At 60.2% G+C, this 13,262-nt stretch carries 10 protein-coding genes; 6 read left to right on the top strand and 4 right to left on the bottom strand.

What is annotated here, in order from left to right; translation table 11 throughout:
• Positions 1 to 7 precede the first annotated feature (7 nt).
• From alr to ACA048_RS28645, 4 genes are all read left to right on the top strand, one after another.
• A complete protein-coding gene (gene alr / locus ACA048_RS28660) occupies positions 8 to 1,081 on the top strand; it encodes an alanine racemase (RefSeq protein ID WP_497627253.1) in 1,074 nt (357 codons plus the stop codon).
• A gap of 128 nt (positions 1,082 to 1,209) precedes the next feature.
• A complete protein-coding gene (locus ACA048_RS28655; RefSeq protein WP_007947433.1) occupies positions 1,210 to 1,758 on the top strand; it encodes a cupin domain-containing protein in 549 nt (182 codons plus the stop codon).
• 183 nt (positions 1,759 to 1,941) lie between these two features.
• Complete coding sequence (locus ACA048_RS28650) at positions 1,942 to 2,355, top strand: c-type cytochrome (protein ID WP_497627252.1); 414 nt, start codon at positions 1,942 to 1,944, stop codon at positions 2,353 to 2,355.
• A 136-nt stretch (positions 2,356 to 2,491) separates the two neighbouring features.
• Complete coding sequence (locus tag ACA048_RS28645) at positions 2,492 to 4,414, top strand: acetyl-CoA hydrolase/transferase C-terminal domain-containing protein (protein ID WP_497627251.1); 1,923 nt, start codon at positions 2,492 to 2,494, stop codon at positions 4,412 to 4,414.
• Between the two features lie 126 nt (positions 4,415 to 4,540).
• Here the strand turns inward: ACA048_RS28645 and ACA048_RS28640 are convergent, their stop codons facing one another.
• Together ACA048_RS28640 and rep are read right to left on the bottom strand one after the other, a co-directional pair.
• Positions 4,541 to 5,113, bottom strand: coding sequence for a xanthine phosphoribosyltransferase (locus ACA048_RS28640; RefSeq protein ID WP_497627250.1), 573 nt, complete (start codon positions 5,111 to 5,113; stop codon positions 4,541 to 4,543).
• Between the two features lie 84 nt (positions 5,114 to 5,197).
• Positions 5,198 to 7,207: a DNA helicase Rep gene (gene rep / locus ACA048_RS28635; RefSeq protein WP_046030650.1), complete on the bottom strand. Its 2,010-nt coding sequence runs from the start codon at positions 7,205 to 7,207 to the stop codon at positions 5,198 to 5,200.
• Between the two features lie 263 nt (positions 7,208 to 7,470).
• Here rep and ACA048_RS28630 point away from each other — a divergent pair, with 263 nt between their 5' ends.
• A complete protein-coding gene (locus tag ACA048_RS28630; protein WP_497627249.1) occupies positions 7,471 to 9,144 on the top strand; it encodes a putative bifunctional diguanylate cyclase/phosphodiesterase in 1,674 nt (557 codons plus the stop codon).
• Positions 9,145 to 9,249: 105 nt separating this feature from the next.
• On the opposite strand, the gene ACA048_RS28625 is transcribed toward ACA048_RS28630, so the two are convergent.
• Positions 9,250 to 10,644 carry a NorM family multidrug efflux MATE transporter gene (locus ACA048_RS28625; RefSeq protein ID WP_497627248.1) on the bottom strand — a complete coding sequence of 465 codons (1,395 nt, stop codon included), beginning with the start codon at positions 10,642 to 10,644 and terminating at the stop codon, positions 9,250 to 9,252.
• A gap of 158 nt (positions 10,645 to 10,802) precedes the next feature.
• Here ACA048_RS28625 and ACA048_RS28620 point away from each other — a divergent pair, with 158 nt between their 5' ends.
• On the top strand, positions 10,803 to 11,723 hold the full coding sequence (locus ACA048_RS28620) for a LysR substrate-binding domain-containing protein (protein WP_497627247.1): 921 nt from the start codon (positions 10,803 to 10,805) through the stop codon (positions 11,721 to 11,723).
• A gap of 32 nt (positions 11,724 to 11,755) precedes the next feature.
• On the opposite strand, the gene ACA048_RS28615 is transcribed toward ACA048_RS28620, so the two are convergent.
• The gene (locus ACA048_RS28615) at positions 11,756 to 13,243 is read right to left on the bottom strand and encodes a vWA domain-containing protein (RefSeq protein ID WP_497627246.1); all 1,488 of its coding nucleotides are present in this window, start codon (positions 13,241 to 13,243) and stop codon (positions 11,756 to 11,758) included.
• Between the last annotated feature and the right edge of the window lie 19 nt (positions 13,244 to 13,262).

Raw genomic sequence — 13,262 nt, 5'->3', positions numbered from 1 at the left:
TGCCGCCATGCGTCCAGCCCGTGCCCTGATCGACCTTCAAGCCCTGCGTCACAACTTCCGAATCGCCCGTGAAATCACCGGGGCCAAGGCCCTCGCGGTGATCAAGGCCGATGCCTACGGCCACGGCGCGGTGCGTTGCGCCCAGGCGCTGGAAGCCGAGGCCGACGGTTTTGCCGTGGCCTGCATCGAAGAGGCGTTGGAACTGCGCGCTGCGGGTATTCGGGCGCCGGTGTTGCTGCTGGAAGGGTTCTTTGAAGCCGATGAGTTGGCGCTGATCGTCGAGCACGATTTCTGGTGTGTGGTGCACTCGCTGTGGCAGCTTGAAGCCATCGAAAAGGCCACGCTGAGCAAGCCGATCACCGTCTGGCTCAAGCTCGATTCCGGCATGCACCGCGTCGGCCTGCACCCAAAGGATTATCAGGAGGCCTATCGACGGCTTCTGGCCAGCGGCAAGGTCGCGAAAGTTGTGCTGATGAGCCACTTCGCCCGGGCCGATGAGTTGCACGAACAGTCCAGTGCTGAGCAGGTCGCGGTGTTTGAAGCTGCGCGTAAAGGTTTGTCGGCGCAAGTCAGCCTGCGCAACTCGCCAGCCGTGTTGGGTTGGCCGCAGATCCCGAGTGATTGGGTTCGCCCTGGCATCATGCTGTATGGCGCGACACCGTTCGAAGAAGCCAACACCGTGGCCGCTCGCCTGCAACCGGTAATGACTTTGGAATCGAAAGTGATTTGCGTGCGTGAACTGCCGGCCGGCGAGCCGATTGGTTACGGCGCCAGGTTCATCACACCCAGGCCGATGCGCGTTGGCGTGGTCGCCATGGGCTATGCCGACGGTTATCCGCGCCACGCGCCGACCGGCACGCCGGTCATGGTCGCTGGGCAACGCAGCCAGTTAATCGGCCGGGTTTCGATGGACATGCTGTGCATCGATCTGACCGATGTGCCGCAAGCCGGCCTCGGTTCGACCGTCGAGTTATGGGGTAAAAACATCCTCGCCAGCGACGTGGCGGCGGCAGCGGACACGATTCCATATCAGATTTTCTGCAACCTGCGCCGGGTGCCACTGCTCTATTCCGAGGGCTGACAGCCCACGGCCCACACCGAAAGTCGCCTCGCCCCACAGGATTCAGGTCCAAGTGTTGTAAATACTGAACGCTGTCGCCATGATAACGCTCAATATTCCAACAACCTGAATCCCTGGAGGCGCAAGCATTGGACGTCGGTGAACGACTGCAATCCATCCGTAAGCTCAAAGGCCTTTCGCAGCGTGAGCTCGCCAAGCGCGCGGGTGTCACCAACAGCACGATTTCGATGATCGAGAAGAACAGCGTCAGCCCCTCGATCAGTTCGCTGCGCAAAGTGCTGGGCGGGATTCCCATGTCCATGGTCGAGTTCTTTTCTGAAGAAATCCTGCAGGAAAAACCGACGCAGATTGTCTACAAGGCCAACGAGCTGATCGACATTTCCGATGGCGCCGTGACCATGAAACTGGTCGGTCGGGCGCATCCGAGCCGGGCCATCGCCTTTCTGAATGAAATCTACCCGCCAGGCGCCGACACCGGTGACGAGATGCTCACCCATGAGGGCGAGGAAACCGGCATTTTGGTGGAAGGTCGACTGGAGCTGGTGGTCGGGCTGGAAACTTTTGTGCTCGAAGCCGGCGATAGCTACTACTTTGAAAGTACCAAGCCGCATCGTTTCCGAAATCCGTTCGATGCGCCGGCGCGACTAATCAGCGCAGCGACACCGGCGAATTTCTAAGTAAAGAAGGCGCCCTGCCAGTCAGGCTGAGGCCCCCGGAGAGTTTTTCCGCTGCTGCATAAGACCCCTTCGACTTTGGGGTTGTTTCAGTGTGGCGGGCTTACCGCTATACTTGCGCCCGCCTGCGAACCGTGGCCGTAGGCGTGACTAGCCACCATTGAGGGTGAACGCGTGAACCTAATTATGAAAATGCTGGCTGTACCAGCAACCGTATTGGCCCTTTGGGCTGTCAGCGCTCAAGCTGCGACGAACGACGATATTGCCAAACGCCTTGAACCGGTCGGTCAGGTCTGTGTACAGGGCAAAGAGTGCAAGGGGATGGAAGTTGCTGCCTCTGCGGGTGGTGGAGATGCCAAAACCCCTGACTCAGTGATTGCAAAACATTGCAACGCTTGCCACGGCAGCGGCCTGTTGGGCGCGCCGAAAATCGGCGACACCGCAGCATGGAAGGAACGTGCCGATCACCAGGGCGGCCTCGACGGCATCCTGGCCAAAGCCATTAGCGGTATCAACTCGATGCCACCTAAAGGCACCTGCGCCGATTGCTCCGATGCCGATCTAAAAGGCGCCATCCAGAAGATGTCCGGCCTGAAATAAGCCCACATCTTCAGCGAAAAAACCGCTTTCGAGCGGTTTTTTTGTGCCTGCGATTTGCGCCTGAGACTGTTCATTGCAGCAAAGACCCGGCAAGCTCGGTCCAACCCCGATTCACGGAATGTTAAGGGAGGATCAGATGGTGCAGCTGTGTTCTATCGAGCAGGCGGTGGATGATGTGTTGGCGCGTTTGCCGGCGCACATTCACATGGGCTTGCCCCTTGGTCTGGGCAAACCCAACCACTTCGTCAACGCGCTGTACCAGCGCATTGCGCAATTGCCTGATCGGCGGCTGACGATCTACACCGCGCTGTGCCTGGGTCGCCCTGCATTGGGCGATGGCCTGCAAAAGCGCTTTCTTGAGCCCTTTATCGAACGGGTGTTCGGTGACTATCCGGAACTGGATTTTCTGGAGGGCCTGCATAAAGACAATCTGCCGGCGAACATTCACATCCAGCAATTTTTCATGCAGCCGGGCAGTCTGCTGCATAGTGCATCGGCCCAGCAGGATTACGTCAGCAGCAACTACAGCCACGCCGCGCGGGACATCAACGGCGCCGGTTTGAACCTGGTCGCGCAGCTGGTGGCCAGCCATCCCGGGCACCCGGATCGACTGAGCCTGAGCTGCAACCCGGACATCACCCTCGACCTGTTCCCGATGATCGCCAAACGCCGAGCGACGGGGGAGACGATTCTGTTGGTGGGTCAGGTACACAACGACTTGCCCTACATGCCCGGCGACGCGGAAATCGGCATCGACTCCTTCGACCTGCTGATCGACGAGAAAGACAGCACCACGTTGTTTTCCACGCCGAACATGCCAGTGGGCTTCCAGGACCACTTCATCGGCCTGCACGCCAGTGTGCTGGTGCGCGATGGCGGCACGTTGCAAATCGGCATCGGAGCCATGGGCGATGCGCTGACCGCTGCGTTGCTGGCGCGCCAAGCCGACAATACCGGATACAAGGCGTTGCTGGTGGACGTGAATCTCAGCCAGTGGGCGCAGTTGATCGATCGCGAAGGCGGCCTCGAACCGTTCTCCAAAGGCCTGTACGGTTGCAGTGAAATGTTCGTCAACGGTCTGCTGGTGCTGGTCGATGCCGGGATCGTGCGGCGCAAGGTTTACCCGCATGTGCCGACTCAGCAACAGGCGAACGCCGGCACCCTCGATGAAGCCGCGCAAACTGACGGCATCTCGGTCCACGGCGGTTTCTTCCTCGGCCCCCGCAGTTTCTACGAGCGCCTGCGTGAGCTGCCACAAAGCAAGCGCCTCGAATTCAACATGACCCGCATCAGCTACATCAACGAGCTGTACGGTCAGGAAGAGCTCAAGCGTTTGCAGCGCCTCGATGCGCGCTTCATCAACACCGTGTTCACCATGACCTTACTTGGTGCCGGCGTGGCCGATCAGCTGGAGGACGGACGGGTACTCAGCGGTGTAGGCGGGCAGTACAACTTCGTCGCCCAGGGTCATGCACTGGAAGGCGCGCGTTCGGTGCTGTTGCTGCGCAGTTGGCGAGAGTCGGGAGGGCAGGTCAGCTCGAACATTGTCTGGGAGTACGGCCACTGCACGATCCCAAGGCATCTGCGGGACATTGTGGTCACCGAATACGGCATCGCCGACTTGCGTGGCAAGACCGATGTGGCGGTGATCGAGGCGTTGCTCAATATCAGCGATTCGCGGTTTCAGCAGGGGTTGATCGAGCAAGCGCAGAGCGTGGGTAAGCTGCCGAAGGATTTCCGCATCGATCCACGTTTCGCCGATAACAGTCCGGAACGTTTACAGGCGATTCAGGCGCGGCACCCGAACCTGTTTCCGGAGTATCCGCTGGGCTGTGATTTCACTGAGGTGGAGCGCGACGTGTTGCGGGCGCTGAATTGGCTGAAGAGCAAATTCAAACTGACGGAGATTCTGGAGTTGGGAAAAGCAGCGCTGGATGCGCCAGAGGCTTCGATGTTTCCAGAGCATTTGGAGCGGATGCAGCTGACCGACCCTGACGGTTTGAAGGAAGATTTGTTCCAACGCCTACTACTCGCCGGCCTCAAAGCCACCACGCAATAACAGATAGCCGAAACAACTGTAGGAGTGAGCCTGCTCGCGATTGCGGTGTATCAGTCAACGAAAATGTCGACTGATACACCGCAATCGCGAGCAGGCTCACTCCTACAGGGGGAGGGCGGTGTGGCTTTATTCGATGAAGGTCACGACGCCGTTAGCCAGCGATTGCACGCGAGCCAACGATTCCACGCGATAACCCTGTGCATCCAGTTCCGCGCGCCCACCCTGGAACGACTTCTCAATCACGATACCCAAGCCTGCCACGGTCGCGCCGGCCTGTTTGATGATCGAGATCAGCGCCTGCGACGCCTTACCGTTGGCCAGAAAGTCATCGATGATCAGCACGCGATCGCTGCTGGTCAGGTGGCGCGGGGAGATCGCCACGGTGCTTTCGGTCTGCTTGGTGAACGAGTAAACGGTCGCCGACAGCAGATTTTCGGTCAGGGTCAGGGACTGGTGCTTGCGGGCGAAGATCACCGGCACGCCGAGGTTCAGACCGGTCATGATCGCCGGAGCGATGCCCGAGGCTTCGATGGTGACGATTTTGGTGATACCCGAGTCCTTGAACAGCGCGGCGAATTCATCGCCGATCAGCTTCATCAGCGCCGGGTCGATCTGGTGGTTCAGAAAGGCGTCGACCTTCAAGACCTGATCGGAAAGCACGATGCCTTGTTCGCGAATTTTCTTGTGCAGTGCTTCCATGAAGCTTTCCTCTACTGGCGCCGAATGCGCCAAGCTTGTAAAAAGTGTTTGGTTAAAAATGCGTTGGTTAAAAAGTGTGCAATTCTAGCGCTTTAACATCGCGCGTATATCCGCCAATGCGGTATTTCCGCGAACGGCTTTGACTTCAACGGGGGTGTCGTCGTTGCCTTCCCAGGCCAGATCGTCCGGCGGCAGCTCATCAAGGAAGCGGCTTGGCGCGCAGTCGATGATCTCGCCGTATTGCTTGCGCTTGGCGGCGAAGGTGAAGGCCAGTGTCTGGCGCGCGCGGGTAATCCCGACGTAGGCCAGGCGGCGTTCTTCCTCGATGGTGTCGGCTTCGATGCTGGAGCGGTGCGGGAGGATTTCCTCTTCCATGCCCATGATGAACACGTAGGGGAACTCCAGGCCTTTGGAGGCGTGCAAGGTCATCATCTGCACACCTTCGGCGCCGTCTTCCTCTTCCTGCTGACGTTCCAGCATGTCGCGCAAAACGAGTTTGCCGATGGCGTCTTCGACGGTCATCTCGCCTTCTTCGTCTTTCTCCAGGGTGTTTTTCAACGCCTCGATCAGGAACCAGACGTTACCCATGCGGTAATCGGCGGCCTTGTCGCTGGAGCTGTTGGTGCGCAGCCAGTTCTCGTAGTCGATGTCCATGACCATGCTGCGCAGCGCCGAGATCGGGTCTTCGCCAGCGCACTGCTCGCGCACCTTGTCCATGAAGCGCTTGAAGCGCGACAGGCGATCGGTGAAGCGCGTGTCCAGATGCTCGCCCAGGCCGATTTCGTCGGTGGCGGCGTACATCGAGATTTTGCGTTCGGTGGCGTAGTTGCCGAGCTTTTCCAGGGTGGTCGAGCCGATCTCGCGGCGTGGAACGTTGATCACCCGCAGGAAGGCGTTGTCGTCGTCCGGGTTCACGATCAGGCGGAAGTAGGCCATCAGGTCTTTCACTTCCTGACGCCCGAAAAAGCTGTTGCCGCCGGACAGGCGATACGGGATCTGGTGGTGTTGCAGCTTCAGCTCGATCAGCTTGGCCTGGTAGTTACCGCGATACAGAATCGCGAAATCGCTGTATGGCCGGTCCGTGCGCAGGTGCAGGGTCAGCAGTTCCACGGCCACGCGCTCGGCTTCGGCATCTTCGTTGCGGCAGCGGATCACGCGGATCTCGTCGCCGTGGCCCATCTCGCTCCACAGCTGCTTTTCGAATTCGTGCGGGTTGTTCGATATCAGCACGTTCGCGCAGCGCAGGATGCGGCTGGTGGAGCGGTAGTTTTGCTCCAGCATGACGACTTTCAAGGACGGGTAGTCGTCCTTGAGCAACATCAGGTTTTCCGGGCGCGCGCCGCGCCAGGCATAGATCGACTGGTCATCGTCACCGACCACGGTGAACTGGTTGCGCGTGCCAATCAGCAATTTCACCAGCAAATACTGACTGGCGTTGGTGTCCTGATATTCGTCCACCAGCAAATAGCGGACTTTGTTCTGCCACTTTTCGAGGATGTCGGCGTGTTCCTGGAACAGCTTCACCGGCAGCAGGATCAGGTCGTCGAAGTCCACCGCGTTGAACGCCTTGAGCGTGCGCTGGTAGTGGGTGTAGACGATGGCGGCGGTCTGTTCCTTGGGGTTGCGCGCATTTTCCAGGGCTTCGGCGGGCAGGATCAGGTCGTTTTTCCACGAGCCGATCATGTTCTTGATCTCGTCGACGCCGTCGTCGCCTGCGTATTCCTTCTGCATGATGTCGGTCATCAAGGCTTTGACGTCAGTCTCGTCAAAGATCGAGAAGCCTGGTTTGTAGCCCAGCCGCACGTGTTCCTTGCGGATGATGTTCAGGCCCAGGTTGTGGAAGGTGCACACCGTCAGGCCACGGCCTTCGCCGCCTTTGAGCAGGGTGCCGACCCGTTCCTTCATTTCGCGCGCGGCCTTGTTGGTAAAAGTCATGGCGACAATGTACTGGGCGCGGATGCCGCAATTCTGGATCAGGTGCGCGATCTTGCGCGTGATCACACTGGTCTTGCCGGAGCCTGCGCCGGCGAGCACCAAAAGAGGGCCGCCGACGTAGCTCACGGCTTCTTGCTGCCGGGGATTGAGTCGGGACATACAGAATTCAGGGAGTCGTTTGTGAAATGGGCCGGCATTTTAACAGGCTCAGCGAATTGTGCTGCTCTGTCCGACTTGTGACGCAACTCGCTTTCTCTAATTGCCGGTTTTGATACTTTCAAGCAGGATGCGCGGTGAATGTGCGGCTAATGTTCAGATTCCAGACACAAATCCGCGTTTGATAACTGATGTCATTTGGACATTGGTTACCGGCGCGGCATAATGCCTGCCGCCTACATCCTTGCAGAGTCTAGGGAGCTAGCTTGTCTACGCCTGTCGAACCCTTGCGTTTGCTGCTACTGGCCGAAGAGCCAGCGTGGGTAGCGTTGTTGCGTGAGTGTCTGGCTCCGATGGGAAGCTCGGCCGTGCTCATCAGCGCGCCGAGCTGGGAGTCGGTCAGCAATTTGTTCGATGACAACCGCAACGCGGTGTTGTTGACTGTTCCTGCACTTCAGCCGCTACCTGGCCGTTGCAGCTTGCCAACGGTGTTGTTGGTCGAACACGAGCCACCGGTGACGCCCGATGGTGTGAGTGACTGGCTGGTGCGTGATCTGCTCGATGCCGGCATGCTGCGCCGGTGCCTGCGGCATGTGCGTGAGCGAGGCCTGTTGGAAAACACCTTGCAGCGCCTGGCGGAGCAAGATCCGTTGACCGGTATCGCCAACCGCCAGGGTTTTCAGACCTTGCTGGCAGCACGTCTGGCGGAAAACGACGGCCGCGGCCTGGCCCTCGGTCACCTTGATCTCGACAACTTCCGTCACGCCAACGATGCCCTCGGCCACCAGGCCGGCGACCGCTTGATCCTGCAAGTGGTCGCACGATTGAAAAGCCAGCTTGAGGCCGGCGATCAACTGGCGCGCCTGGGCAGTGATGAATTCGCCTTGCTGATCGACACCCGCCGTGCGCCTCAGCGCGCCGAGTGGATGGCCGAGCGCATTACCGAAGCACTGGCCGAACCCTACTGGGTCGACGGCGAAAGCCTGTTGATCGGTTCCAGCCTGGGCATTGCCCACGCCCGGGCCCAGGCCGGCGCCGACCCGCTGATGTGGCACGCGCACATCGCCATGCAGCAAGCCAAGAGCACCCAAGGCTGCACCTTTCACATCTTCAACGAACGCATCAACCGCAACGCCCGCAGCATGGCCGACCTTGAAAGCGAGCTGCGCCGGGCCTTGCGCCGTGACGAACTGGAACTGCATTACCAGCCCCGCCTGAACCTTGCTGACGGCCAGATCGTCGGTCTCGAAGCCTTGGTGCGCTGGCGCCATGCCGAGCGCGGTTTGCTGCCACCGAGCGAATTCGTACCGCTGGCCGAGCAAAGCGGTTTGATCGTGCCGCTGGGTTACTGGGTGATTTCCCGGGCGCTGCAAGACATGCAAGCCTTGCGCGAACAGGGTTTGCCGGCGTTGCACATGGCGATCAACCTGTCATTCCGGCAGTTTCAGGACAGCCAGTTGCTCTCCACCTTGAGCCGGCTGATTGCCGAACGCGGCGTCGAAGCGCAGTGGCTGGAGTTCGAACTGACCGAAACCGCCGTGATGCGCCGCAGCGATCTGGTCAAGCAAACCATGGACGCCCTCGGACGCCTGGGCGTGCGCTTCTCGCTGGATGACTTCGGCACCGGGTTCTCTTCCTTCGTGCACCTCAACAGCCTGCCTATCGCCTTGCTCAAGGTCGACAAGAGCTTTGTCGGCGGCATGGAAGAACGTGAAGAGAATCGCAAACTGGTCCACGCGATGATCAACCTGGCGCACAACCTCAATCTTGAGGTCGTTGCTGAAGGGGTGGAAACAGCGGAACAGCTGGATTTGTTGCGCGGGTTTGGCTGCGATCAGGTGCAGGGTTACTTGATCAGCAAGCCGTTGCCGCTGGCGGAGCTGGTGGAATACCTGACCTTCGGCAATAGCCAGCTGCCCGCACTGGAAGTTGTGAGCTAGCGAGGATCCTGTAGGAGCAAGGCTAGCCCGCGATGCAGGCGACACGGTTTTGCAGGCACACCGCGTTAGCGTTCATCGCGGGCAAGCCATGCTCCTACAGGGATCTCACTCGGTCTGGGCGATGTCGAAACGCTGTGACGACGGCTCCTGCCGAATCATCCGCTTCATCTTCCATTCAAATGCCAGCGTCAAACTCACCGCCGCGCACGCCAGTCCCAACGCCAACCCCCACCAGACGCCCGTCGGCCCCCAGTGCATATGGAAGGCCATCCACCACGCGGCCGGTGCGCCAATCAGCCAATAGCAACCCAAGCCGACCAGGAATGTGGTCTTGGCGTCCTTGAGTCCGCGTATGCAGCCCATGGCGATGGTTTGCGTGCCGTCGAACAGCTCGAACCAGGCCGCCACCGCCAGCAGGTTCACCGCCAGTTCAATGACGGGGCGAAACGCTGGATCGTTGTGATCCAGGAACAGGCCGATCAACTGATTTGGCAGCAGCCAGAAGACCATCGCAAAACCCAGCATCGCCGCCGAGCCGAAGGCTATGCCGACCCGACCGGCCAACCGCGCATCCAGCAATTGCCCGGCGCCGTAATGCTGGCCGATGCGCATGGTGATCGCGTAGGAAAGCCCCGCCGGAATCATGAACGCCACCGAAACGATCTGCAGGGCGATTTGGTGCGCCGCCAGTTGCGTGCTGCCCATGGTGCCCATGCACAACGCGGCGAACGCAAACAGCCCGACTTCCACCGCATACGTGCCGCCAATCGGCAGGCCGAGGCGCCACAGCTCTTTCAAGTACTGGCGGTTAGGCCGCGACAAACCCTGGCGCAGCGGATACGCGTAGTAGGCCGGATGCCGACGGATGTGCAGCGCCAGCGCCACGGCCATCAGGTTGGCGACAATTGCCGTCACCAGCCCGATGCCGACCAGACCCATTTTCGGCAGGCCGAACATCCCGGTGATCAACGCATAGTTGAGCAGGAAGTTGGCCACCGTACCGCCGAGGCTGATCACCATGACTGGCGTCGCCCGGCCGATGGCGCTGGTGAAGCCGCGCAGGGCCATGAAACTCAGGTAACCGGGTAGGGCGAACGGAAGGATCAGCAGAAACTGCCCAGCCGCGTGGACGTTGCTTTCCGTCTGACCGAACAGCAGCAATACCGGTTTCAGGTTCCATAGCAGCAACCCGGCCACCAGCGCCATCAACCACGCCAGCCACAATCCTGCCTGGGTCAGTCGCGCCGCGCCAACGATGTCGCCCGCGCCCTGACGGATTGCCACCAAAGTGCCGACGGCGGCGATGACGCCAATGCAGAAAATCGACACGAACGAGTAAGTCGCCGCGCCCAGACCGCCCCCGGCCAATGCCTCGGGACTCAGGCGCGCCATCATCAAGGTGTCGGTGAGGACCATCAGCATGTGCGCCAACTGCGAGGCAATCAACGGCCCCGCCAGCCGCAGAATGGCCCAGAGTTCAATACGCGCTGGATGCTTCATGGTCATCACGCTCGATTATCAAAGAGGACTGGAAAGCGTCGATTCTCGGCGCTTCACAGGGTTTGCACAAAGGGATAAAAAGGATGGGTAGCATGAGTCAGACTCATGCTGAAGAGTTTCTGCTACGGTAGCCGGATTTCGCTATAGGACCTTTCCTCATGTCTCGTCGTCTTCCTCCCTTGTATGCCTTGCGCGCATTTGAAGCGGCGGCGCGGCATAGCTCTTTCACCCGCGCGGCGGAAGAACTGTCGATCACTCAAAGCGCGGTGAGCCGGCATATTCGTACACTCGAAGAGCATTTCGCCTGTCGGCTGTTTCACCGCAGTGGGCGCAATTTGCAACTGACCGAGTCGGCGCGGTTGATCCTGCCGGGCATTCGTGACGGTTTCACCGCCCTGGAGCGCGCTTGCAATACCTTGCGCGCCGAAGACGACATCCTGCGCATGAAAGCCCCGTCGACCTTGACCATGCGCTGGTTGCTGGCGCGGCTCAGCCGATTTCGGCACCTGCAACCGGGCAATGAAGTGCAGCTGACCAGCGCCTGGATGGACATCGACTCGGTGGACTTCAATCAGGAACCGTTCGATTGCGCCGTGATTCTCGGCAACGGGCATTTCCCGCCGGACTGGGAGGCTACTTTGTTATTTCCAGAGGAGCTGATTCCCGTGGGCGCGCCGAATCTTCTGAACGATCAGCCTTGGGACGTCGCGCGCCTGGCCAGCACCGAACTGCTGCACCCAACGCCCGACCGTCGCGACTGGCGCAGTTGGCTGGAGCGCATGGGCCTGACCGATCAGGTCTCGCTCAAGGGCGGCCAGGTGTTCGACACGCTGGAGCTGGGCATGATCGCTGCTGCGCGGGGCTACGGCGTGTCCATGGGTGATTTGTTGATGGTGGCGGAGGATGTTGCGCAGGGACGCCTGAGCTTGCCGTGGCCGACGGCGGTCGCCAGCGGTGAGAATTATTACCTCGTCTGGCCGAAAACCCGCCCCGGAGGTGAGCGTTTGCGACGCCTCAGCGATTTTCTCTTGGGAGAGGTTCGGGCCATGGATTTACCGGCGGTCGAGCACCTGCGCTGAATCATCGCCGGCAAGTCGGATCAGTCCCCACGCTAATCGCACTTGGCATTGCTGGATACTTCCTTGCTCGCCTGTTTCAACTGGTTGCTCAACTCAGCCGCATTGGTGCTGTTGTAAACCCGGCCGCCGGTGTTTTCAGCGATGCAGCGTGACGTGCCGCCAACACCGATTTTCACCACGTTGACCCGCAACCGCGGTTGTTCCCTGGCGATTCGACGGGATACCGCGCAAACGTCCTGCCCGCATCCGTCTTCTCCGTCGACAAACATTACAATAACCGCATCGTTATTGCGCCCGTCGACCATACTCGCCGCGTGGGCCAGGCTGTCGGCCAGCGGTGTGCCGTCGTCGGGAGCCAGACCTCGAATCCCGTTGATCAGCCGCTGGCGGTCGCCGAACTTGAACACACCCCGGTCCGGTGTCCTTTCGCAGCCGGCGAAGGTGATCAGGCGTGTGTCGATCTTCGGGTCCAGCCCGTTGATCATGCCGGCCAGCGAGTCCTTGGCGACGTCCATGCGGCTGGGTTTGGCGGTGAGACGCATGTAGCGGTTCGGGTCCAGGAGCTTGTTGAGGTCACCACCACCGAAGAACCAGTCCTCGTCGGCTTTCACTGACTTGATGTTCAAGTTCATCGAACCCGAGGTGTCGAGCACCACCACGAATTGTGGGATCTCTGCGTTCGGCGCATTTTTACGGCATGCGAAGTTGTCCAGCGTCGGGGCCGGTGGGGGGGGTGGTGGTGGGGCAGCCACTACCGGTTTTGGTGGTGGAACCGGTTTGGGTGGCGGGATCGGCTTGGGTTCCGGTGCCGGTTTTGGTGGTGGGACAGGCTTGGGTTCCGGTACCGGTTCTGGCGTGGGTTCTGGTACTGGAGCAGGTTCCGGTTCCACAACAGGCTCGGGGACAGGCTCAACCGGTTTCTCGACAGGTTTCTCAACCGGAGTTACCACCGGCGCCACAGGCGCTACAGGCGGAACCACGACAACCGGCTCACGGTGCAGGAACCACCAGAGCCAGAGTGCCAGAAGCAGCAACAGCAGCGCGAGCAAGGCCGCCGCGATCCACCAGCCACGACGCGACGGCGGTACGACCGGCACCACCGGAACCACCGGCGGCACGATCGGTCTGGGCGGACGCTGATTCCAGCGCACCACCAAAGGCTCACCGTTGAGGCTGTAGAGTTTGTCCAGTTCAGGTGTGCCGAGCAGGCTGCGCAGATCATCCGCTACCGTCGGTTGACCGCGTTTTTGCAGTTCATCCGCCAACTGTTCGAGGGACGTCTGACGTACTTCATAGGTTTCCAGCAGACGTCGTTGCGCGTCCTCGTTGAGGTCGGCATAGGGCGTGGGTTGGCCACCCAGTTCGGTCCACCATTCCAGCACGTCGCCGCTGCCCATCCGCGGGATAGCAAACAGACTGGCGACGGTCGGCGGAAAGTGTTTCTGGATAAGGGCGACTTTGGCTTGCAGCGCACTCATCCCCTCCGATGTGGCTTGCGCATCCCTGATGACCCGCTGCATGACGACGATTCCTGAAAAA

It is taken from the genome of Pseudomonas sp. LBUM1659 (assembly GCF_059716045.1).
The sequence above is the reverse complement of the archived record's forward strand: the minus strand, read 5'-3'. Positions and strand labels throughout refer to the sequence as shown.